This is a genomic window from Undibacterium sp. Ji22W (genome assembly GCF_049340305.1).
Classification (GTDB): Bacteria; Pseudomonadota; Gammaproteobacteria; order Burkholderiales; family Burkholderiaceae_D; genus Undibacterium.
This window is the reverse complement of sequence record NZ_JBMPOU010000002.1, coordinates 85,404-108,238: the sequence shown is the minus strand read 5'-3', so window position 1 is coordinate 108,238 and position 22,835 is coordinate 85,404. Positions and strand designations below refer to the sequence as shown.

Genomic DNA, 22,835 nt, shown 5'->3' with positions numbered 1-22,835 from the left:
AGAAATCCTAAAATTTTCAACAAGGCGCACAACATAGTGGATTTGCCCACTATTTGCAATTAGCTAAAAGTAATAAACGAAATTTATCTCTGAAATTTCTGGGACGAATGCGAAATTTAGTGATCGCTAAAGAGCGAGGCCTGCTGAGGCATGGCAATAATCGTAGCGCCGTCATCTTCGTTTAACTTGGCTTTCACTTGTTTGCGCGAGGGCAATATTGCGGACTGCGCCCACATCTTGTGGGCTGGATAAAGCTGTAAAAAAGCACGGGCGATTTCGGGATTGCGACAGGCCAGCCATTCGTCGTAGTCTTCTTCAGGCAGAATCACTAGAGAACGTTTCTCATCATCAGGCTGGTGAAAGCGACTCATCAGGGGATGCTGATCTGCATTGATGGTGACTTGTGTGAATGAAAAACTGGTTTGACCATCGGCTTCTTCCCAAGTGCGGTATAAACCTGCAACCGCGAAATCCGTTCGTTCCTGGTCGTTAATGACACCTATTTGCCAACGCTCAGGCTTACCACTTTCGTAATTTGGCTCAAAGAAATCTTGCATGGGAATTAGACATAACTGCGCTGAGCGCCAGGCTTTGGCATAACTCGTCAGTTCACCTATCGTTTCAGCGCGAGCATTCATGGTACTAAAGCGTTTGACACCTGGTGCCAATTTATTTTTGGGAATCATGCTATACGCACCCAGTTGCGCCCGTCGACGGCGTAATTCATCGTGCGTAATGAATGGGGCCTGATAGTCTTGCCAGGCTTCGGGACGCCATTCTTCACCTGTTTGATCCAGTGCAGAAAACTTGGCACTAATCTGGTCACGGCGGGTTGGAGTGTAGTTGACGCACATGGTAAGAATAGGAGTTAAGAGGAGTTGATTATTCTGAATCGATCAGGGGTGGTTGCAAATGATCCTAGACAGCGCGATGTCGTGCTCTTCCGCTTTAAAATCACAAGCAGCAAGGTGATAGGCGACGCCTATGCTGGTAACGTGTGGTAATTCAGCCAGACTACGATCGTAAAAACCACCGCCGTAGCCTAGTCGATACTTTTGTTGATTAAAACCCACGCAAGGGATGAGTAATGTATCCGGTGCCACGTATGTATCGCGCCGATGTGGAATCGGAATCCCAAAATCATCGGTATCCATCGCATCGCCGGGTGCCCATTTAACAAAGCGTAGCGCTTGCCCTTTTGCAATGACCAGTGGCAGGGCAAGTTCTATCCCCGCGTGATGCAATTCTTGATAGCAAAGCTGTAAATCAGGTTCGGCCTGTATCGGCCAGTACACGGCCAGCCTGTGTGGCTGCATTTCCCGGATGATTGCACTGACTTGTTGGCTGATGTCCTGATCCCACTGTTGTCTTTGTTGTGGGCTGCTTTCTTTCCGAAGTCTGAGCAAATTGCGTCGCAGAGCTGGGCGCTCTGGTATTTGTTCTTTCCCGCTATCGAGTGGCTGTGTCATACTGTTAATAGGTTTGAATAGGATGTGCTTGAAAATGTTAGAACAAACAAAATTTGGCGCTTGCATGCGTCTGTCGCTCAAAGGGATTTTCTTCGCTAATCTTGCTATGGTAGCAGTTTTGCCAGCGATTGCAGCCAATCGTGCGACTGAGATGAACATCGCTGCGCCGTATAGCGCTCCGATGCCGGTGCCCGGGGTGATCAATGATGATGACCGTTTTATGGCTTTGCGCGATGCCGCGCTGCATGACGATGCCAAAGCTGCGCAAATGCATGCCTCGCAGTTGAGTCAATATGCGATTCCCTCCTACGTCGATTACTATGTTTTGCGCACCCGTATACGCTCAGCCTCGGCGGCGGAAGTGCAGGCCTATTTGAAAAAATACGAAGGCAGCGCGATTGCGGATCGTTTACGCAATGATTGGTTGCTGGTTTTGGGTTTTCGCGGTGACTGGACCAATTTCGATCAACAATTGCCTATGTATGTAGTCAATGATGATAGTCAAGTGAAGTGTTATTCGCTGTTGTCAAAGGTGGTGAAGCAACAGAGAGTCGCAGTGGAAGCGCGGGCCTTGATTACCTCGCCTAAGCAATATGGCGATGGCTGCTATCAATTGTTGAACGCATTGTATGATCAAGGCCAATTTACCGATGCCGATATCTGGTCGCAAATGCGGATCGCCGCGGAGTCCTCCGCCATGCCTTTGGCCAAGCGTTTAGGGAAAATGCTGAATATTCCTGAGAAACGCTTGATTGAAGCGATGGACAAGCCAACTAATTTGTTTAAGAAAGAACCTGCGAATGATCGCATAAGCCGCGAATTATTTTTACTAGCACTTGGCCGTGCTGCCAAAACTGATCCCGAGAAATCGGTCGTCGCTTTGCAAAAATTCGCCAACAAATTAAGCGCAGCAGAAAAATCTCAGGCATGGGCGAATATCGCTTTGCCAGCTTCGCAAAAACTTCAAACCGAAGCGCTGACTTACTGGAAGCACGCTGATAGTGCAAGTTTGAGTATGGAAGCCTACCAGTGGCGTGTGCGTATGGCCTTGCGAGAAGGTGATTGGAAAATGGTGAAATCCGCAATCGCCGCGATGCCGCCAGCTCTGAAAAATCTACCTGCTTGGGTGTACTGGCACGGACGTGCTTTACAACAAGAAGGCAAAAAAGAAGAAGCGATGGCCAGCTTTGCCAGTATTTCTGATCAGATGCATTTCTATGGACAATTGGCATTAGAGGAGCGTGGGCAAAAGATCGGTGCACCAGCTTTGATGAAGCCAGTAACGCCTGAAGAAATGACGCCGATCACACAAAATCCGAATTTGCAACGTGCACTCAAATTTTATGCGATGAATTTGCGTTTTGAAGGTACGCGTGAATGGAACTGGGCTTTGCGCAGCATGAATGAACGTGAACTGCTGGCAGCAGCTGAATTTGCGCGGCAAAATGAATTGTTGGATCGGATGGTGAACACCTCCGACAAAACCAAAGCCGACGTCGATTTTAATCAGCGTTTTCCTACGCCCTATAATGACAGCATGTATAAAGCAACGCAGGCGGTCGGCGTTGATATGGCGTGGGTGTATGGTTTGATTCGTCAAGAATCACGCTTCGCCACCGCCGCAAAATCACATGTAGGCGCATCAGGTTTGATGCAAGTTATGCCGAAGACGGCGAAGTGGGTCGCCAAGAAAATTGGTTTATCAAATTATGTGCCACATCAGGTCAATGAAGTAGAAACCAATATCGCGCTTGGCACCAATTATCTGAACATGGTATTGACCGATCTTGGTGGTTCACAAGCACTGGCATCTGCTGCCTACAATGCAGGCCCAGGACGTCCGCGCGCTTGGCGCTCGACCTTGAGTCGCCCGGTCGAAGGAGCGATTTTTGCCGAGACGATTCCATTCTTGGAAACCCGCGATTATGTTAAAAATGTTTTATCTAACGCGACCTATTACGCAGCGATTTTTGAGAAGAAGCCGCAATCCTTGAAGGCGCGTTTGGGGACGGTCGTACCAAAAGGTATGAGCGCTGACGAACCAGAGTACCAATAGATGCCAATAGGATTTAATAGAAATCATTAAGAATTAACAGGAATCAGTAGGAGAATGTGATGCAAATCAATGACCAAAATACCGATTTGGAAACCACACTGGCACCCTTGCAACACGCTATGCGTAAGAGTAATTTTCGTTTAGTCATTGGGAATAAGAATTACTCCTCATGGTCGATGCGGCCATGGTTGGTGATGAAGACCTTTGGGATTCCCTTTGAAGAAATCAAAGTGCTATTGGATCGCCCGGATACCACGCAAAAAATCTCAGAATATTCATTGTCGGGACGGGTACCGGTATTGCTGGGAGATGACTTGGTGATTTGGGATTCACTAGCGATATGTGAATATTTGGCAGAACGTTTTTCAACCCAGAATTTGTGGCCAGAGAGCGCTGCCGCACGTGCAACCGCACGCAGCGTGTGCGCTGAAATGCACTCAGGCTTTGGTCAATTGCGTACGGCAATGCCGATGAACATACGCGCCAACTTCTCCGGAAAAGGGCGTACCGCAGGATCACAAGCCGATATCGGACGCATCAGTGAAATCTGGGAAGAATGTTTGTCTACCTATGGCGCGCATCGTTTCTTGTTTGGTGATTTCTCGATAGCCGATGCCTTTTTTGCGCCGGTGGTGATGCGGTTTAAAACTTACGGCGTATCACTCGCACCAGCTTTACAGGCCTACTGCGAACGTATAGAGGCGCATCCTGCTGTAACGCAATGGGTGCTCGGGGCTTTGGATGAAAAAGACGATTTGCCTAAATATGATTTTCCTTAATAAAAAAAATCTTAAATAAAAATCTCCCAAAAGAAATTATCACCTAAGAGTTCTTGATCTGATGAAAACTTATGTAGTCGGTGGTGCAGTTCGTGATGCTTTACTGGGCTTGCCAGTCCAAGATCGAGATCACGTCGTGATCGGTGCAACACCTGAACAGATGTTAGCGAAGGGATTTACGCCGGTAGGGAAAGATTTTCCTGTATTCCTTCACCCGCATACGCACGAAGAATATGCTTTAGCGCGTACCGAAAGAAAAACCGCCGCAGGTTACAAAGGCTTCGTCTTTCATACAGACCCTAGCGTCACTTTAGAGCAAGACTTGGTCCGTCGCGATTTGACCATCAATGCAATCGCACGCGATGAACATGGCGTCTTGTTCGATCCCTTCAATGGCCAGCAAGATTTACAGAATGGCGTGTTTCGTCATGTATCAGCAGCGTTCGAAGAAGACCCTGTCAGGATCTTAAGATTGGCGCGTTTTGCCGCCCGTTTCTCTATAGCGCCGCATGCATTTGTGGTCGCCCCAGAGACGATGATTCTGATGCGAACGATGGTCGAAAAAGGCGAAGTTGATGCCTTGGTTCCAGAGCGCATCTGGCAAGAAATTTCCAAAGGCTTGATGGAAAAAAAACCATCGCGCATGTTCGAAGTCTTGCGTGAATGTGGTGCTTTAGCGCGCATTATCCCTGAATTGAACGCGCTCTGGGGAGTGCCGCAACCAGCGAAATATCATCCAGAAATTGATACTGGTGTGCACATCATGGCGGTCATTGATTATGCTGCTGAACAGGGTTTTTCTTTGCCCATACGCTTCGCCGCACTCTTACATGATCTGGGGAAGGGCACGACCGATCCGGCCGCTTGGCCGCGTCACCATGGACATGAAGAGCGTAGCGTAGATCTGGTGAAAACGGTGTGCGCGCGCTGGAAAGTGCCGACAGATTGTCGCGATCTGGCAATGATGACGGCGCGGGATCACGGCAATGTTGGACGCAGTCAGGAAATGCGCGCAGCGACTTTACAAACCATGCTAGAACGTAACGACGCTTTTCGTAAACCTCAGCGTTTTTTGGATATGTTAAGAGCCGCTGAGGCAGATTGCTTTGGTCGGCCTGGTCTCGAAAATATTCAGTTTCCGCAAGTCGTTTTTTTAACTTCAGTGTTGAATGCCGCACTATCAGTCAATGCTGGCGCGGTCGCGCAACAATACTTGGGGCAAGCGCAAAAAATTGCGGAAGCTATTCGCCTTGCTCGAATCGACGCGATACGTCAGCTTATACAGGAACTCAGCTAAGCGCCGACTAATTTCTTGTCATACCTTGTAATAATCTCGTCACATCTCCTCATTACAATTAGAACACAAAATAAAGCACAAAATTCGATCGGGCTCTTGTCTGATTTGATCGAAATTGATCGAAAGTTAGTGCGTATAAACCGATTCTAATTGCAGATGACTGAGAACATGATGTTACAAAAATCCCTGAAATTCGCCTTCATTTCTATATGCCTTTGCGGTACTGCGGCCAGTGCAGACTATCGGCCTGTTACCGTTCCCGGATCGAATGCAACGCCAGCGTTATTGACGGCTGGTATGTTTCGTTTGGAGTCGGAGCGTAGCTATAAACTTAGCTTGCAAATGGCACTCGGTATTTTGAGCGGTCACACAGAAGTTGAACGCTCACGTTCATTTGAAACCATTGCGCGCTTACGCAAGGATTTGTCGCGCCAAATGAAAACCGAGAAATCGGGTAAGGCATTTAACCGCGTCAACTTAGCGTTAAATGATCAAGTCGAATCTCTTCCAAAGCTGAACGCGAAAACTGCGGCGGCAATGTATGACGTGAACGAAGATCTTTTGATCAAGATGAACTTTCTTTCTTTTGCGATCGAGTCAGAAACCAATGACACAACCTCGCGCATCACGGGTCTTGCATTGCGTCAGGCATCGCTGGCACAGCGCATGGCAAAAATTGTATTGCTGCGTTCCATGGATAAAAACATGCAAGCGAAGCAGGGCTTGCAAGTCGATCTGGCGCAATCGCGAATTGAATTTGTGAATGGCATGAATTTGCTGGCGGACGAAGCGCAAGATGATAAAGCATTGAAGTCGCGTTTAAATCTCGCGCAACAGCAATGGATGTTTTATGAAAAAGCGTTGAGCGCACCAGCCTTGCGTGCGGAAGATTTGCGCAATATTTCGTCGACCAGCGACAGAATCGCACAAATGATGGTGGAGATTGTGCGTCTTGGTTATGGCTTGCCGCCAGATCCTAGCATTATTGCCGAACGCTAATTATTTCGAAGTCTCACTTCATTGCTGTCGCTTTATTCGAATTCAATTCAATCAGGAATTACTATGAAACCTTCATTACCGAAAAAGATTTTTGCGTCGATGTCGTTGTTGATGTTGGCGAGTGCATTGACTGCGCATCCACTAAAAGCTCAAGCGCAAACCATGATTAAAATTGATGGTTCCAGTACTGTGTTTCCGATTACTGAAGCTGTCTCTGAAAGTTTTCGTGAAAAAAATCCTGGCACGAAGTTCACGATTGGCATTGCTGGCACTGGTGGCGGATTTAAAAAATTCTGTAAAGGTGAAACCGATATTTCTGATGCATCTCGCCCTATCTTGAAGAAAGAAATGGCGGAATGCAGTAAGAATGGCATCTACTACATGGAATTACCAGTCGCATTTGATGCAGTGACGGTGGTCGTCAATCCAAAAAATAAATTCTTGAGCAAAATCACAGTTGAAGAGTTGAAAAAGTTGTGGGAGCCTGCGGCACAAGGCGTCATCACCACTTGGAATCAAGTCAATCCCGCTTGGCCAGCAACGCCGATTAAATTGTTTGGCCCTGGCGCCGATTCTGGTACTTTCGATTATTTTACGGAAGCAATTAACGGCAAAGCTAAGTCTAGCCGGACCGATTTCACGACATCGGAAGATGATAATGTGATCGTGCAAGCGGTATCGCGTGATGTGAATGCCTTGGGTTATCTGGGCTTTGCTTATTATTCCGAGAACAGCAAAAAATTGAAAGCTGCAGCAATCGTGGCTAAAGATAGTAAGAATGCCGTATTGCCTTCAGTGAAAGCGGTGATGGACGCCAGCTATAAACCATTGGCGCGCCCGTTATTTATTTATGTGAACGCAAAAGCTGACGAGCGTCCAGAAGTTCACGCCTTTGTCGACTACTACTTGAATAATGCGGAAGCCGTGGTGAAGCAAGTAAAATACATTCCTTTGTCGATGAAAGATTATCGTCACACCATGGTGAATTACAAAGTGAAAAAGACCGGTACAGCCTTTGGTGGTGAAGCGGAGGTCGGCGTGACCATCGAAGAATTGCTGAAACGTGAACCTAAAAACTAATTAAAAACTTAAATTTTAAAAACGGAAATACGTAGGCAAATACGTATTTCCGAGTGGCTTTTCTATTTATTAGATGCCAATAACAGAAATATCACTAGCTTTTACATCTGGTTGCCCAAGTAAGGTGGCAATGACGATCTGAGGTGCAATTCCATTTCCATCCGGATCATAGTACAAAGTGCCCGTTGACCGGTTGTAAATAACGTAGTCATCGCTGTCGCCAGCCGCATTTCCTAATTTATAGTTGGCACTATCTAATTGGCCAGATTGTAAATTGTTGATAGCGAATAAGCAAATTTGATCAACTCCTGGTTGGAAATCCGTTATTGTATTTTTGGCGGCAGGATAAAAATTATCGTAAAAGTTTTCTCCTGATAGGTAGAAAATATCTGAACCATATCCACCGACGAGAACATTATTGCCTTCACGTCCAATCAAAGAATCGTTGCCGTTCCCGCCATAAAGAAAATCATCTCCTACTGAACCATCCAAAAAATCATTTCCTCCGCCACCCGACAACACATCGTTACCAGTACTGCCATAAATGGTATCGTCTCCACTTCCTCCATAAACATGGGTAATAGTTAACGTTGCCTGGAAAAAAACTCCGTCATCACTCAAGTATTTTGTTTTAGATATTTTTGGCACTTTATTCTCCATTGAAAGTAATGTGATTTTAAAGAATTCGGTTTGGCATCCGAAAATCCACCAATTTAGATTAATCCATTTCTAATCCCTTGGCTAGAGATTGCAGCGAGTGAATAATCAGAATTTGCGAGAGACGCATGTGATGTTGGATTCAGCCGACACTATTTGAACTGCTGCCTACAGGTAATGCTGTAGTGTCTTTAAATTGTTGTAACGCGAAGCTAGACTTCACATCTAACACCGCCGGATGTTTTAAAAGTGTCTCCATCATAAAGCGAGAAAAGTGAATCATATTTTCGACTCGCACTCGTAACAGGGAATCCATTTCACCAGTCATTGCATAGCATGCGACCACTTCAGGCCATTGTTCTACTGAGGCTGCAAAACCGATACGCGGCAAACATGAACCGCCTTTGGCTGGAGTGTCTGTGTGTTTCTCCAGACGTACATTGATGTAGGCTAATAAGCCTAAACCAATTTGAAAAAGGAATTGGCGGAATGCAGTAAGAATGGCATCTACTACATGGAATTACCAGTCGCATTTGATGCAGTGACGGTGGTCGTCAATCCAAAAATTAAATTCTTGAGCAAAATCACAGTTGAAGAGTTGAAAAAGTTGTGGGAGCCTGCGGCACAAGGCGTCATCACCACTTGGAATCAAGTCAATCCCGCTTGGCCAGCAACGCCGATTAAATTGTTTGGCCCTGGCGCCGATTCTGGTACTTTCGATTATTTTACGGAAGCAATTAACTGCAAAGCTAAGTCTAGCCGGACTGATTTCACGATATCGGAAGACGAAAATGTGATCGTGCAAGCGGTATCGCGTGATGTGAATGCCTTGGGATATTTGGGCTTTGCATATTATTCCGAGAACAGCAAAAAATTGAAACCTGCAGGAATCGTGGCTAAAGATAGTAAGAGTGCCGTATTGCCTTCAGTGAAAGCGGTGATGGACGCCAGCTATAAATCATTGGCGCGCCCTTTATTTGTTTATGTGAACGCAAAAGCTGACGAGCGTCCAGAAGTTCACGCCTTTGTCGACTGCTACTTGAATAATGCTGAGGCCGTGGTGAAGCAAGTAAAATACATTCCTTTGTCGATGAAAGATTATCGTCACACCATGGTGAATTACAAAGTGAAAAAGACTGGTACAGCGTTTGGTGGCGAGGCGGAGGTCGGCGTGACCATCGAAGAATTGCTGAAACGTGAACCGAAAAACTAATTAAGAGCTTAATAGTAATAGAGAGAAATACGTAGTCGCCTACGTATTTCCGAGTTGCTTTGTTACTTATTAGTTGCCGCCAGCATAAAAATCACTTGCTTTGACATCTGGTTGCCCAAGAAGTGTGGCAATGACAATCTGTGGCAAGTTTCCATTTCCATCCGGATCAAAGTACAAATTGCCTGTTGATCGGTCGTAAATAATATAGTCATCGCTGTCGCCAGCCATATTTCCTAATTTAAAGTACGCACTTTCTAATGTGCCAATTGGCAAACCGTTGAATCCTTGTAGGTAAATATAGTCAACACCTGGTTGGAAATCCGTTATCGTGTTTTTGGCTGCAGGCGTAAAAATTTCCAGTAAGTAGAATGCGTCTGAACCATATCCACCCACGAGAACATTATTCCCCTCATCGCCGCCCAAAGTATCATTACCATCTCCACCATAAAGAAAATCATTCCCAGAATAGCCCCATAAAGTATCATTTCCTGAGCCTCCGGATAACACATCATTGCCGGCACTTCCATAAATGGTGTCGTCCCCGTTTCCTCCATAAACATGGTCAATAGTTAATGTTGCTTGGAAAAAAACTCCGTCATCACTCAAGTATTTTGTTTTAGATATTTTTGGCACTTTATTCTCCATTGAAGGTAATGTGATTTTTTAGGGAATCCTGTTTGAGGTCCAAGATTCCATAAATTTAGACTAATCGATTTCCATTCGGTTGACCAGAGATTGCTGCGAGTGAATAATCAGAATTTGCGGGAGACCCATGTGATGTTGGATTCAGCTGACACTATTTGAACTGCTGCCTACAGGCAATGCTGTAGTGTCTTTAATTTGTTGTAACGCGAAGCTGGACTTCACATCTAACACCGCCGGATGTTTTAAAAGTGTCTCCATCATAAAGCGGGAAAAGTGATTCATATCTTCGACGCGCACACGCAGTAAGTAATCCATTTCACCAGTCATCGCGTAGCAGGCAACCACTTCAGGCCATTGTTCAACGGAGGCTGCAAAGTCGATACGTGGTGAACGTGAACTGCCTTTGGCTGGCGTGTCGGTGTGTTTCTCGAGGCGTACATTGATGTAGGCCAATAAGCCTAAGCCAATTTTTTCTGCTTCTATTAGCGCTACGTACTTGCGTATTACCCCAGTGTCTTCTAGTCTTTTGATGCGACGTAAACACGGTGACGGCGATAAGTTAACGCGCTCAGCAACTTCTTGATTAGTAAGTCTGCCGTCGGCTTGCAAAATAGCCAAAATCTTGCGATCAATTTTATCGAGTTCTATTTGGGACATATTCTGCCTTTATGTGTATTTTGATGGCAATATTATTGCTCAAATAGCTGTATATGTGCAGTATTTTGGTATTTTATGGCGTAATACAGGCTTTATACTTGCGGATTGACTTGGCGCAAAGAAGTTTCTTTTAGATCGATTTGATGGTCGTTTGAAATAAAGCCTGCGTCATCACCATTGACATTAACCGGAGATAACAAATGACAATCCAAACTTGGGACAACCCAATGGGAACAGATGGCTTCGAATTTATCGAATACGCTGCGCCAGAACCAAAAGAATTAGAAAAGCTGTTCATCGAAATGGGTTTTACGGCGATAGCTAAACATCGCACTAAAAATGTCACTTTGTATCGTCAAGGTGATGTCAATTTCATTATCAATGCTGAGCCAGATTCATTTGCCCAACGCTTTGCACGTAAGCATGGCCCTTCGGTTTGTGCATTTGCGATCCGCGTGAAAGACGCGAACCATGCGTACAAACGCGCTTTGGAACTTGGCGCATGGGGCTTTGATAATCAAACAGGTCCTATGGAATTAAATATCCCTGCGATCAAGGGAATTGGTGATTCATTGGTGTACTTTGTCGACCGCTGGCAAGGTAAAGATGGTGCCGCACCTGGTGCTATCGGCAATATCAGTATTTATGATGCTGACTTCGTAGCGATTCCTGGCGTTGATCCAAATCCTAAAGGTCATGGCTTAACTTACATCGATCATTTGACGCACAATGTACATCGTGGTCGTATGGCGGAGTGGTCTGATTTCTACGAAACTCTGTTTAATTTCCGCGAAATTCGTTACTTCGATATCGCTGGTAAATTGACTGGCTTGAAGTCGAAAGCAATGACTTCACCATGCGGCAAGATTCGTATTCCTATCAATGAATCTTCTGACGATAAATCTCAAATCTCCGAATACCTTGATTTGTATCACGGTGAAGGCGTACAACATATTGCGATGGGTACTGACAATGTGTACCAGACTATCCGCGATATGAAGGCGGCTGGCGTGAACTTCCAAGATACCATCGATACTTACTACGACTTAATCGATCGCCGCTTACCAGGCCATGGCGAAAACGTTGAAGAGTTACGTAAATTGCGTATCTTGATGGATGGTAAGAGCACCGAGACTTCACGTGAATTGTTATTGCAGATTTTCACTACCACGGTGATTGGTCCTATCTTCTTTGAAGTGATACAGCGCAAGGGTGACCAAGGTTTCGGCGAAGGTAACTTCCGCGCCTTATTTGAGTCTATCGAATTGGATCAGATCCGTCGTGGTGTATTAAAAGACGACTCAACAACAACGGCATAATTTTTAAGTGATTTGAAAATTTAGCCTGAATAAAGAAAAGAAAAAAGCTGACATCACGTTGGCTTTTTTTTGGAGACAACATGGATACCTCAGTTTCAAATGAAGACTTTCTCGCCACTGTGGCAGAGAAGTCGAATGGCGCAGCTTTACGTGGTGATTATCAACATATGGACGCACATTATGTGGTCCAGCAGGATTGGAACGCCTATACAGAAGCAGAACATGAACTGTGGCGCAAGTTGTACCAGCGCCAGTCTGCTTTGTTGCCAGGGCGTGCCTGTGATGAGTTCATCGAAGCTCTGGCAAAGATGGATATTGGTGCTGGCATACCTGTGTTTGAAAAAACCTCGAAAGAATTATTTGCGGCAACGGGTTGGACTATCGTCGCGGTACCCGGCTTGATTCCTGAATTGACTTTCTTCGATCATCTGGCAAATCGCCGTTTCCCGGTAACCGTTTGGTTACGCACACCAGAAGAATTCAATTACATCGTTGAACCCGATGTGTTCCATGATTTCTTTGGTCACGTGCCCTTGCTATTTAATCCTGTGTTCGCTGATTACATGCAACGCTATGGGCAGGGGGGCTTGAAGGCTATGAAATTGGGCGGCTTAGATGAATTGGCGCGCTTGTATTGGTACACGGTGGAGTTTGGTTTGATCAATACGCCAGTTGGTGTGCGCATCTATGGTGCGGGTATTTTATCCTCCGGTGGCGAGGTCGAGTATTGCCTGACGCCGGGTACAAAATCCCGTCATATCCGCTTAGACATTGAACGTTGTCTGCGTACTTTATACAAAATCGATTCATATCAAGAAACGTATTTTGTGATCGATAGTTATCAGCAATTATTCGACGGCACCGCGCCAGATTTCACGCCGATTTATGAGAAGCTGAAGAGCATGGATGTGTTGCCAGCGAATTCTTTGCTGGATGGCGAAGTTGAGCTACTACCAGCACAATAAGATTTACTATTCTTAGATTCGGTGAGAGCACTAGTAGTGCGCTTTGGTTATTCTTTTTCTGATTTTCTCTGCTGTTTCGTATTTCAGTGCCACAGCTTGGAAGGATGGAGTTTTCGATAGCAGATAAGTTGTCGAATAATGAGAAAAATATGCGAATTTTAGTGGCAGTAAACCCGTGAATATGTAAGGTCGCCAAGGCGCTTTGTCGCAGTGTTGGACGAAAATGTATTAAGCGATACAAGAAAAAACGTGCGCGCCAACGCTGATGGCAAACTAGAAGCTGTGAGAAAAAGCAGTGCTTGCGAATGGCAGGTGCTGCTTTTTTATTGCTTGTTGATTTGTGCCTCAGGCCCAGCGTTGTTGGTCGTTAATGAATGCTTACTGAGAGATGCTTACTGAGGGATGCTTATTGAGAAAAGCAAACATACTGGAATTGAAAACAGTCGTTTGTTCCATTTGCGGCAAATGCCCAGATTGATCAATTTCCACATATTCAAGATTCTTAATCGCTGCTTTCACGATTGCCGCATTTGCCACTGGCAAAGTGGGATCTTGTTTGCCCCAAACTAGCATTACGGGTAACTTGGCCTGATCTATTGCTGCGTACATCCCTGCAAAGTCTGCTGTCGACAAGCGTAATGCAGAACGCCGCAGGGCGCGTCCGAAACCATGGTATTGCATTTGCGGACGATAACGATCCGCCCAGCCTGGAAATTGTTCGGGATGCAGGAAGTCCGAATTTTGCCCTTCTGCTTTACCCGGCAAATCGATGACCTGAAATAGGTATGCACCCAGTAGTGGTGTTTTTAAAATGGCGGGTGGGGTGGAGCGCGTGGTGCTCGGGTCGACTAACACTAGGCTGCGAATTCGTTGTGGATAATTGGCTGCGAAATGTGCCACGACATAGCCGCCAAACGATAAGCCAAATAGGTCAATCTGCTGCGTAATGTGCAGGTGATTTAGCAGGTCATTGATTTGGCGTGCGTACATCGCGCCATCGTATTGCCCATCGGGGCGATCCGATAAGCCACGACCATACAGATCCAAACGGATCACGCGATAACCAGCCTCGCGCAAGGCGAGGAATGTAGGATCCCAGATGTAAGACGGTACCGAGAAGCCGTGCACTAAGACCGCTACCCGACCCTCTTTCGGACCCGCTTCTTCGTAGTGGGTAATACCATCACTGAGTTTCACAAATTCACCACTCGCGCCTTGACGTGCTGCGTCATCAATGACGTGTTTCTCTGGATTCTTCACTTGGTAATAACCGAATAAAGTTGCAGCAGCTAAGCCTGCTACCAGAATTATTTTATGGACAAGCTTCATTGCGGAAACTCCTTCGTGAATCGATGGAAATGAAATTAGTGCTGGGTATCTTCAAAACTACTGGCTGACTGTTTGTAGACGTTGGCTTCACCTTCTGGGCGCGTTTTGAAACGCCTATGGGTCCAAAAATATTCCGCCGGCATTTTGAGAATTTCGGCTTCGATATATGCATTCATCTGACGTGTAGAACTAACGATATCGGCGTGTGGATAATTGGACCAAGGCTGATCAAATTTAACGTCCCAACCATCATAGCCCGGACGTATGCTAGCAATCACTGGAATCACTTTGGCATGCGTTGCTGCAGCAATGCGCGGAAGTGCAGTCAGGGTTGCGGCGGGTACTCCAAAGAAAGGAACGAACTCCGCATCTTTTGCGCCAAAATCCATATCGGGCAGCATGAAAAATGGCAGGTTTTCTTTCATCGCGCGAATGATGGGTTTGACTCCTTCAGCGCGTGAAAATAATTTCACGGGGCGAAAGCGCGAACGGCCTTTGCGTAGCGCTTTATCGAAGCTTTTGTTTCTCTGTGGTGTATAGATAGAGCACAAAGACGATTCCAACATCACTGCCACACCAGCCACATCCAAGCTGACAAAATGTGGGCACATGAAGATGGTCGGGCTGCTAACCATCTCCGCCATAGGCAACGCATAATTGACGTGAATTAATTTACGTAAACGACTTTCTGACGACCACCATAAAATTCCGCGTTCCAGCACGCTTCGTACATACACTTGGAAATGGCGGCGAGTGATTTTTTCTCGTTCTGATTCAGGCATTTTCGGAAAACACAGACGCAAGTTGGTCAGACAAATATGACGACGCCGACGCAAAAGTAAATACAATACATTACCGATGCCTTCACCTATTCGCCCCAGTATTGGCAGCGGCAACCAGTGCAGCAGCCACATAATTAACACCGCGACTCTCATGCGTTTTCCTGTGCTCTGATTTCATCTGGACCGATGACGCCATCGGGTTTTTTGTAGCGATGATAGCTCCAAAAATACTGACTAGGCGCATTGGCAATCAGTTTTTCCATTGCCGTGTTAATTGCCCGCGCTTGTTGCGCTGTATCGCCATCCAAAGATTCCTCAAACGGCACAAAGCGTTGTACGAAGCCGCGTCCGAATGGCAGGCGTTCTGCGTAGGTTAAAATAATCGGCGCACCTGTCATTGCTGCTAACTTGGCTGATAAAGTCATGGTGTATGCAGGCTTGCCGAAAAAATCTGCCCACACACCTTCGCCTTCTTGCGGCACTTGATCGGGCAATAAGCCGATTGCTTCGCCTTTTTTCAATGCTTTGGCCAAAGCGCGTACGCCGGAGAGATTGGCTGGCGCTAGTAACATACCGCTAGAGGCACGGGCGTCTTCGAGTAAGGGTTTGAGCGATTCTTTGCGAGGCGGGCGATACAAGACCGTCATCTTGGTGCGTAAAGCGATCGACTTACCGGATAATTCAAAACAACCCAAATGCGGCGTTAGAAAGATCACGCCTTTTTTTGCATCGATGGCAGCTTGGGCAATATCCCAGTTTTCTAATGTCACTTTAGCTGCCAAACGTTCTGGCTTACCTAGCCAAATCAAAGGCAGCTCCATGATATTTTTACCGGCTTCGCGCAAGGCAATGCCGAGACTGGATTCGTAACCCGCCAATGCCATATTGCTACGCATGCGTTTGCGATAGGTTGGCGATAAAGCAAAAACCAGATAGCCGAGAACAACGCCAATGAAGTGTAAAAATGGCAGGGGGAAAATTGATAAGAAACGGAACAGACGAATTAGCATGAGTCTGGGAGCGTAAATGAAAATAGTGAATTGCTAAGAATGATGGATTCTTTCATATTGATACACCTCAAAAATCTAAGGCAATTCGACATGAATCCCGTAAGAGGCGTAAAATAGCACACATTGGCATCCGAAAGAAATGACGCAGAGCTATCTGCGTATATATCTAGATAACTCTAGATAGCAAAAAGATGCCCCCGCCGAGTTAAACAGACAACTTGCGAAGCGGGTAATAAATTTCGCTAAAGCGTCGCAGGAACTCTTTTGACTGCGGCTTAACGTCACTTAAATATAGGAGCCTGCGATGGCAAATGAATTTCTCTTTACTTCAGAATCGGTTTCTGAAGGTCACCCAGACAAAGTTGCGGATCAAATTTCTGATGCGATTTTGGATGCCATTTTTGAACAAGATCCGCGTTCCCGCGTTGCTGCTGAAACCTTAGTCAATACTGGCTTAGTCGTATTGGCTGGCGAAATCACAACTAACGCGCATGTCGACTACATTCAAGTGGCGCGCGATACGATTAAACGCATCGGCTATGACAACACCGAATACGGTATTGATTACAAAGGTTGCGCAGTTTTGGTCGCTTACGATAAGCAATCCAACGATATTGCACAGGGCGTCGATCATGCCTCTGACGATCATTTAAATACCGGCGCTGGTGACCAAGGTTTGATGTTTGGTTACGCTTGCGATGAAACACCAGAACTGATGCCTGCACCAATTTACTATGCACATCGTTTGGTAGAGCGTCAGGCGCAATTGCGTAAAGATGGCCGCTTGCCATTCCTTCGTCCGGACGCTAAAGGTCAAGTCACGATGCGTTATGTCGACGGCAAACCGCACAGTATCGATACTGTAGTGTTATCAACGCAGCATAGTCCAGATCAAAGCGATGGCAATAAGATGAAACCATCTTTCATCGAAGCCGTGGTAGAAGAAATCATTCGTCCGGTATTGCCGGCAGAATGGTTGAAAGACACTAAGTTCCTGATTAACCCAACGGGTCGTTTCGTCATTGGTGGACCGCAAGGTGATTGCGGTTTGACTGGTCGTAAAATTATTGTCGATACCTACGGCGGTGCTTGCCCACATGGTGGTGGTGCATTCTCTGGTAAAGATCCTACTAAGGTTGATCGCTCTGCTGCCTATGCAGCACGTTATGTGGCGAAGAATATTGTGGCCGCAGGTTTGGCGAAGCAATGTCAGATTCAGGTTGCGTATGCGATTGGTGTCGCGCGTCCTATGAACGTCACAGTTTATACTGAAGGTACCGGCATAATCCCGGATGAGCAAATCGCCGCTTTGGTGAATGAGATGTTTGATCTACGTCCACGTGGCATCATCCAAATGCTCGATTTGTTGCGTCCTATTTATACCAAGACAGCGGCTTACGGTCATTTTGGTCGTGAGGAGCCTGAATTTACTTGGGAACGTACAGACAAAGCGCAAAGCCTGCGTGCGGCTGCGGGTTTGTAAGTCTATTGGATACGTTTTGATTGCTGCACAAATTCCTGTGTTCCTGAAAACGATTCAGCCAAATAAAAGAGCGATGTTGCTGTTGAGCGCATCGCTCTTTTGCGTTTTACAATTCGTTTGGCAATTATCAGTCGCTCCAGTTCACGCGCAGACTGTGAATGCGCAAAGTAAAATTGTGGCTGATTGGTGTAAACAAATCACTCCACGTCTACCGAAGATTTCTTTAGCAGATTGCCGCAACAGTAAACTTAGCCCCAGTGGTGGAAAATCTTTTAAGGGACTACCCTTAATGACGCGCGATTTTCAGGTCGATCAGCGTCAGAAAACAGCGATACGTGTGCTCCTGATCGGCGGCATACACGGCGATGAAAAAACTGCGACGGCAGTCGTGTTTAAATGGCTGGCTAGTATGCATAAAACTGGTCCGCAAGAATTTCAGTGGAAAGTCGCGCCATTGGTGAATCCCGATGGATTATTGGCATCGAAAGCAACGCGCGTAAATGCACGTGGGGTTGATCTCAATCGCAATTTTCCGACGCCAGATTGGGATAAAGAAGCTTTGCAATATTGGGAACAAAAGACCAAAAGTGATCCGCGTCGTTACCCCGGTAAAAAACCCATTTCAGAGCCCGAAAGTTTATGGGTCTTCAATACGATAAAATCATTTAAACCCGACGTCATTATTTCGGTGCATGCACCATTTGGTGTGCTTGATTTGGATGGGCCGGCACAACCACCGACGCGATTTGGGCGGCTCCATTTTAATCGGGTTGGTGTTTATCCGGGTTCGCTTGGTAATTACAGCGGTATGCATCAAGAAATACCGGTGCTGACAATAGAGTTACCGCATGCGCTAAATATGCCGAATCAAAATGAAGTCATTCGTATCTGGCAAGATATGCAGGGGTGGATACGGAATAATGTTGCGCGCCGTAAATCATAAGCTTTTCACACGAAGCTACTGCCAGTAACGTATTGCCAAGTAATTTTGTTGGCCATTAAATTGCCTATATTTTCTCCGCACTTTTCTAGAATCTAGCTGTCAAATTAGACTTCCGTTTATACTATTTGATTCATTTTCAGAAATGAATTCAATCAAATTAATTTTTTCGAGACTATTTATGAAAACAAGAATGAAGTTGATCGCGGCTACGGTATTGCTGAGTTGCACGTATGGCGCTATGGCACAGGTGGAGGATAAACATCAGTGGCTTGAAGATGTAGGTGGCGAAAAGGCTTTAGACTGGGTCAAAGCACGTAATCAAGAAACTCGCAAAAAATTAGACAATGATGCGGGGTTTTTGAAGATGCGCGGCGATTTGCAGGTCATTCTGGATTCTAAAGACCGCATACCCGGCATACAAAAAATCGGCGATGCTTTGTATAATTTCTGGATGGATGCCGAGCATCCACGCGGTATTTGGCGTAAAACCAGTATGGCGGAATATCGTAAGCCACAGCCAAAATGGGAAACCGTATTGGATATTGACGCAATTGCCAAAACTGAAAATGAAAATTGGGTTTTCAAAGGCAGCCAATGCCGTGAGCCGGAATACGATCGTTGCATTATCAATCTCTCACGTGGTGGTGCAGATGCGGTAACGATACGTGAATTTGATTTGAAGACAAAAAAATTCGTGAAAGACGGTTTTTCTTTGCCAGAAGCAAAGATGAATGTGTCTTGGCGCGATAAAAACACCTTGTTTATCGGAACTGATTTTGGTCCCGGTTCACTGACTGATTCTGGTTATCCACGCATCGTCAAAGAATGGACGCGTGGTACACCGATCAGCACAGCGAAGACGATTTTCGAAGGTCAGAAGGAAGATATTAGTGTATCGGCCGCGCGAGTCAGTCATCGTGGCATTGTGCATGAAATCGTGAACCGCGCGGTGACTTTTTATACATCAGAAGTGTTTCTGATGCGTGGTGCTAAGTTACAAAAGCTCGATATTCCAGCGCAGACTGGTTATGAGTTTTTCGGTAAGCAATTTGTTGTGACACCGAATGAGGCTTGGACTACGGGTGGCAAGACCTATCCACAAGGTAGTGTCTTAGCGATCGATTTTGATGCCTTTTTAAAAGGTGATCGCAATTTCACCATCTTGTTTCAACCGACAGAAGTGGCGTCATTCACTGGAATGACGGCAACCAAAAATGTCTTGTTAATGCAGTTGCTGCAAGATGTGAAAAGTAAGTTGGTTGAATTAAAATTTAGTAATGGCAAATGGCTGGCGCGTAACGTCAATTTGCCAACCATGGGAGCCGTAGGCGTGAGCGCTTTGGACGCGGATAAATCCGACGAGTATTTACTCAGCTATTCGGATTACTTAACACCCAGTGTTTTGCAATTGGCAAAAGCGGGTAGCGATCAACGCGAATTATTGAAATCTGCACCAGAATTTTTTGACGCAAAAAATTTCAAAATTGTACAAAAATTCGCCAACTCGAAAGATGGCACCAGAGTGCCTTACTTCATGGTGCACAAACAAGATATCAAACTTGATGGTAACAACCCTACGCTGCTATATGCTTATGGTGGTTTTCAGGTTTCTCTGACACCGTCTTACTCGGGTGGAATCGGTAAAGCCTGGCTGGAAAAAGGTGGCGTGTATGTAGTGGCAAATATTCGTGGCGGTGGAGAGTATGGGCCACGTTGGCATCAGGCGGCATTAAAACAAAACCGTCAGCGCGCGTATGACGATTTTGCGGCTGTTGCTGAAGATTTGATCAACAGCAAAATCACAACGCCACAACACTTAGGTGCGATGGGCGGCAGTAATGGTGGATTGTTGGCAGGCGTTGCTTTAACACAGCGTCCTGATTTATTTAACGCGGTGGTGAGCCAGGTACCGTTGCTCGATATGCAGCGATTTAATAAATTGTTAGCTGGCGCATCTTGGATGGGCGAATATGGCAACCCAGATGTACCTGCTGAATGGGATTACATCAAACAATATTCGCCTTACCAGAACGTCAAAGCCGAAGTGAAATACCCGAATGTCTTGTTCATCACATCGACCCGTGATGATCGTGTACATCCAGGTCATGCGCGTAAAATGGCAGCGAAAATGCTGGAACAAGGTCATCAAAATGTTTGGTATTACGAAAACACTGAAGGTGGCCATGGTGGTGCAGCAAACAATGCGCAACGTGCAGATATGTCCGCGATAACCTATTCATTCCTATGGAATATGTTGAAATAAAAAAGGCTTAGGCGCAGAGAATTCAGAGGTGAGTTTGTATATCAAAATTCTCTGCGTACTCTGCGCCTGCGCGGAGAAAGATCTCAATTTGAAAGTCCTAGCATGACCCTGTACCAACTCCTTGCCCAATTTATACGTCAACACTGGCGTGCCTATAGCGCTTCAGCTTTGATGTTATTGTTGGTGGCAAGCTTCACGATTCTCATTCCGCGCAAGATTGGCCAGATTATTGACGCCATGGTGCAGCACAATCTGGGCGGCGAAGCCTTGGTGTGGGAATTGGCCACGGTAGTGCTGATGGGTGTGGCGATTTATTTTTTGCGCGTGGGTTGGCGCTTACAATTGTTCGCAGCTTCCTACAAATTAGGGGCGCAGTTGCGCCTGCGTTTGTATCAACGGTTGAGCTTGCAAGGACCAGCATTTTTTCAACAACAGCGCATCGGTGATTTAATGGCGCTTGGTACCAATGATGCTGATGCCATCGAACTAGCTGCTGGCGAAGCCGCTTTGGCAGGTTTTGACGGCCTGATGACCTTTGTGCTAGTGATAGGCATGATGACTTTGGGCGTGGACTGGCGCCTCGCATTAGCAACTTTATTGCCGTTTCCCTTTATGGCATGGGCATTTCGAAAAATCACCCATCACGTACATGATGCATCGAAAGATTCATTAGAACGTTTTAGTAAATTAAACGATCAAGTGCAGGAAACTATTTCCGGTGTACGCACTTTGCGGGCTTTGGGTCTAGAGCAGCGCAGTGCAGCGCAATTTGCACAATTGGCGGAAGATGCCGCGGCTGCCAGCTTGAGTTCGCAACGCTGGGAAGCTGCTTATGAACCGGCGGTGGGCCTGACGCTCACTGCCGCTGGTGCATTGACCTTGGGCGTTGGTGCCTATCTTGTCTGGCATGATGAAATGACGATAGGTAATCTGACCGCTTTTAGCATGTATCTGGGGCAGCTCATCTGGCCTATGTTTGCTGCTGGCTGGGTTTTATCGTTACTAGAGCGAGGTAAGGCGGCTTGGGCACGATTGCGCCCGGTGTTGGAGGCAGATTTGGTGATACAAGACGCCGGTCAAATACAGAGTGATCCCCACGGAAGCGTGCAATTTGATAATCTCAGTTTTGCATACCCAGCACAAACGCATCTCGCCTTGAAGAATGTAAGCTTCCGTTTGGACTCCGGTCAAACTTTAGGGATAGTTGGACCGACTGGTGCCGGTAAGTCAACCGTGGTGCGACTTTTATTGCGTCAGTTTGAAACGCTACACGGACAAGTCTTGTGGGGACAATACCGCATAGATGCTTATCCGTTACAGCGTTTGCGCAATGCGATCAATTGGGTCGCGCAAGAGCCATTTTTATTTTCCGCATCAATCGCTAGCAACATCGCATTATCGAATCCACAGGCGACTCGAGAGCAGATTATGCATGCCGCTGAACTGGCTGCGATTCATGAGGACATCATGCGTTTTCCGGACGGCTATGACACGCCAGTAGGCGAGCGCGGTGTGACCTTGTCGGGCGGACAAAAACAACGCGTAGCGATTGCCCGTGCATTGCTGACTGAAAGCCCTTTATTACTGTTAGACGATGCCTTGTCTGCGGTGGATACCGACACTGAAACACGTATCCTGCGCCACTTGGCAGCACTGCGTGCAGCACGCCCAGAGCGCAGTGCCATTATCGTCAGTCATCGCTTAAGTGCTGTGGCTGAAGCCGATCATATTTTGGTGTTGCGCGAAGGCGTTTTGGTCGAGCAAGGTAATCATCAACAGTTATTAGCGCTAGAAGGTTGGTATGCCAGCCAATGGAAGTATCAACAGCTGGAAGCCGCACTGGAAGCAGCCTAGGTTGCCGCCGGCGTGAATCGCTAGCGTGTGCTTCA

General features: G+C 46.4%; 20 protein-coding genes and 1 pseudogene. 12 read left to right on the top strand and 9 right to left on the bottom strand.

The features are described from left to right. Positions 1 to 116 precede the first annotated feature (116 nt). Both ACO0KW_RS07285 and ACO0KW_RS07280 read right to left on the bottom strand, forming a co-directional pair. Positions 117 to 854, bottom strand: a complete 738-nt coding sequence (locus ACO0KW_RS07285) for an SOS response-associated peptidase family protein (protein ID WP_423052159.1) — start codon at positions 852 to 854, stop codon at positions 117 to 119. Positions 855 to 896: 42 nt separating this feature from the next. Further along, positions 897 to 1,469, bottom strand: a complete 573-nt coding sequence (locus ACO0KW_RS07280) for a 5-formyltetrahydrofolate cyclo-ligase (RefSeq protein WP_423052157.1) — start codon at positions 1,467 to 1,469, stop codon at positions 897 to 899. 34 nt (positions 1,470 to 1,503) lie between these two features. Here ACO0KW_RS07280 and ACO0KW_RS07275 point away from each other — a divergent pair, with 34 nt between their 5' ends. The 5 genes from ACO0KW_RS07275 (at position 1,504) to ACO0KW_RS07255 (ending at position 7,680) form a co-directional block, all read left to right on the top strand. Continuing rightward, complete coding sequence (locus tag ACO0KW_RS07275) at positions 1,504 to 3,525, top strand: transglycosylase SLT domain-containing protein (RefSeq protein WP_423052155.1); 2,022 nt, start codon at positions 1,504 to 1,506, stop codon at positions 3,523 to 3,525. Positions 3,526 to 3,584: 59 nt separating this feature from the next. Then, positions 3,585 to 4,304, top strand: coding sequence for a glutathione S-transferase family protein (locus ACO0KW_RS07270; protein ID WP_423052153.1), 720 nt, complete (start codon positions 3,585 to 3,587; stop codon positions 4,302 to 4,304). 61 nt (positions 4,305 to 4,365) lie between these two features. Continuing rightward, on the top strand, positions 4,366 to 5,601 hold the full coding sequence (locus ACO0KW_RS07265; protein ID WP_423052151.1) for a multifunctional CCA addition/repair protein: 1,236 nt from the start codon (positions 4,366 to 4,368) through the stop codon (positions 5,599 to 5,601). A 168-nt stretch (positions 5,602 to 5,769) separates the two neighbouring features. After that, positions 5,770 to 6,600, top strand: coding sequence for a hypothetical protein (locus ACO0KW_RS07260; RefSeq protein WP_423052149.1), 831 nt, complete (start codon positions 5,770 to 5,772; stop codon positions 6,598 to 6,600). Positions 6,601 to 6,663: 63 nt separating this feature from the next. Beyond that, positions 6,664 to 7,680 (top strand): PstS family phosphate ABC transporter substrate-binding protein, encoded by a 1,017-nt coding sequence (locus ACO0KW_RS07255; protein ID WP_423052147.1) that lies wholly within the window; start codon positions 6,664 to 6,666, stop codon positions 7,678 to 7,680. A 69-nt stretch (positions 7,681 to 7,749) separates the two neighbouring features. Here the strand turns inward: ACO0KW_RS07255 and ACO0KW_RS07250 are convergent, their stop codons facing one another. Both ACO0KW_RS07250 and ACO0KW_RS07245 read right to left on the bottom strand, forming a co-directional pair. Next, positions 7,750 to 8,328, bottom strand: a complete 579-nt coding sequence (locus ACO0KW_RS07250) for a M10 family metallopeptidase C-terminal domain-containing protein (protein ID WP_423052145.1) — start codon at positions 8,326 to 8,328, stop codon at positions 7,750 to 7,752. Positions 8,329 to 8,479: 151 nt separating this feature from the next. Then, positions 8,480 to 8,809 (bottom strand): annotated as a pseudogene (locus ACO0KW_RS07245) (Lrp/AsnC ligand binding domain-containing protein); the annotation flags it as partial. Between ACO0KW_RS07245 and ACO0KW_RS07240 the strand changes: the two are divergent. Beyond that, positions 8,807 to 9,550 carry a substrate-binding domain-containing protein gene (locus ACO0KW_RS07240; RefSeq protein WP_423052143.1) on the top strand — a complete coding sequence of 248 codons (744 nt, stop codon included), beginning with the start codon at positions 8,807 to 8,809 and terminating at the stop codon, positions 9,548 to 9,550. The pseudogene ACO0KW_RS07245 and the gene ACO0KW_RS07240 sit on opposite strands and share 3 nt — an antisense overlap. A gap of 69 nt (positions 9,551 to 9,619) precedes the next feature. Here the strand turns inward: ACO0KW_RS07240 and ACO0KW_RS07235 are convergent, their stop codons facing one another. Together ACO0KW_RS07235 and ACO0KW_RS07230 are read right to left on the bottom strand one after the other, a co-directional pair. Next, positions 9,620 to 10,183 carry a hypothetical protein gene (locus ACO0KW_RS07235; RefSeq protein ID WP_423052141.1) on the bottom strand — a complete coding sequence of 188 codons (564 nt, stop codon included), beginning with the start codon at positions 10,181 to 10,183 and terminating at the stop codon, positions 9,620 to 9,622. A 153-nt stretch (positions 10,184 to 10,336) separates the two neighbouring features. Then, a complete protein-coding gene (locus tag ACO0KW_RS07230; protein ID WP_423052139.1) occupies positions 10,337 to 10,852 on the bottom strand; it encodes an Lrp/AsnC family transcriptional regulator in 516 nt (171 codons plus the stop codon). A 200-nt stretch (positions 10,853 to 11,052) separates the two neighbouring features. Between ACO0KW_RS07230 and hppD the strand changes: the two genes are divergently transcribed. After that, positions 11,053 to 12,171 carry a 4-hydroxyphenylpyruvate dioxygenase gene (hppD, locus tag ACO0KW_RS07225; RefSeq protein ID WP_423052137.1) on the top strand — a complete coding sequence of 373 codons (1,119 nt, stop codon included), beginning with the start codon at positions 11,053 to 11,055 and terminating at the stop codon, positions 12,169 to 12,171. A gap of 80 nt (positions 12,172 to 12,251) precedes the next feature. Next, positions 12,252 to 13,136 (top strand): phenylalanine 4-monooxygenase, encoded by an 885-nt coding sequence (gene phhA / locus ACO0KW_RS07220; protein ID WP_423052135.1) that lies wholly within the window; start codon positions 12,252 to 12,254, stop codon positions 13,134 to 13,136. Positions 13,137 to 13,514: 378 nt separating this feature from the next. On the opposite strand, the gene ACO0KW_RS07215 is transcribed toward phhA, so the two are convergent. From ACO0KW_RS07215 to ACO0KW_RS07205, 3 genes are read right to left on the bottom strand one after another with little or no spacing between them, the layout of a single operon-like run. Further along, the gene (locus ACO0KW_RS07215; RefSeq protein ID WP_423052133.1) at positions 13,515 to 14,465 is read right to left on the bottom strand and encodes an alpha/beta fold hydrolase; all 951 of its coding nucleotides are present in this window, start codon (positions 14,463 to 14,465) and stop codon (positions 13,515 to 13,517) included. Positions 14,466 to 14,500: 35 nt separating this feature from the next. Beyond that, complete coding sequence (locus tag ACO0KW_RS07210; RefSeq protein WP_423052131.1) at positions 14,501 to 15,400, bottom strand: lipid A biosynthesis acyltransferase; 900 nt, start codon at positions 15,398 to 15,400, stop codon at positions 14,501 to 14,503. Then, a complete protein-coding gene (locus tag ACO0KW_RS07205) occupies positions 15,397 to 16,257 on the bottom strand; it encodes a lysophospholipid acyltransferase family protein (protein ID WP_423052129.1) in 861 nt (286 codons plus the stop codon). The genes ACO0KW_RS07210 and ACO0KW_RS07205 overlap by 4 nt, the downstream gene beginning before the upstream one ends. Positions 16,258 to 16,561: 304 nt before the next feature. Between ACO0KW_RS07205 and metK the strand changes: the two genes are divergently transcribed. The 4 genes from metK (at position 16,562) to ACO0KW_RS07185 (ending at position 22,800) form a co-directional block, all read left to right on the top strand. Then, positions 16,562 to 17,740, top strand: a complete 1,179-nt coding sequence (gene metK, locus ACO0KW_RS07200; protein WP_423052127.1) for a methionine adenosyltransferase — start codon at positions 16,562 to 16,564, stop codon at positions 17,738 to 17,740. 73 nt (positions 17,741 to 17,813) lie between these two features. Further along, entirely contained in the window at positions 17,814 to 18,683 is an 870-nt protein-coding gene (locus ACO0KW_RS07195) for a M14 family zinc carboxypeptidase (RefSeq protein WP_423053439.1), read from the top strand. Between the two features lie 178 nt (positions 18,684 to 18,861). Continuing rightward, entirely contained in the window at positions 18,862 to 20,946 is a 2,085-nt protein-coding gene (locus ACO0KW_RS07190; RefSeq protein WP_423052125.1) for a prolyl oligopeptidase family serine peptidase, read from the top strand. 102 nt (positions 20,947 to 21,048) lie between these two features. After that, the gene (locus tag ACO0KW_RS07185) at positions 21,049 to 22,800 is read left to right on the top strand and encodes an ABC transporter ATP-binding protein (RefSeq protein ID WP_423052123.1); all 1,752 of its coding nucleotides are present in this window, start codon (positions 21,049 to 21,051) and stop codon (positions 22,798 to 22,800) included. Positions 22,801 to 22,835 lie beyond the last annotated feature (35 nt).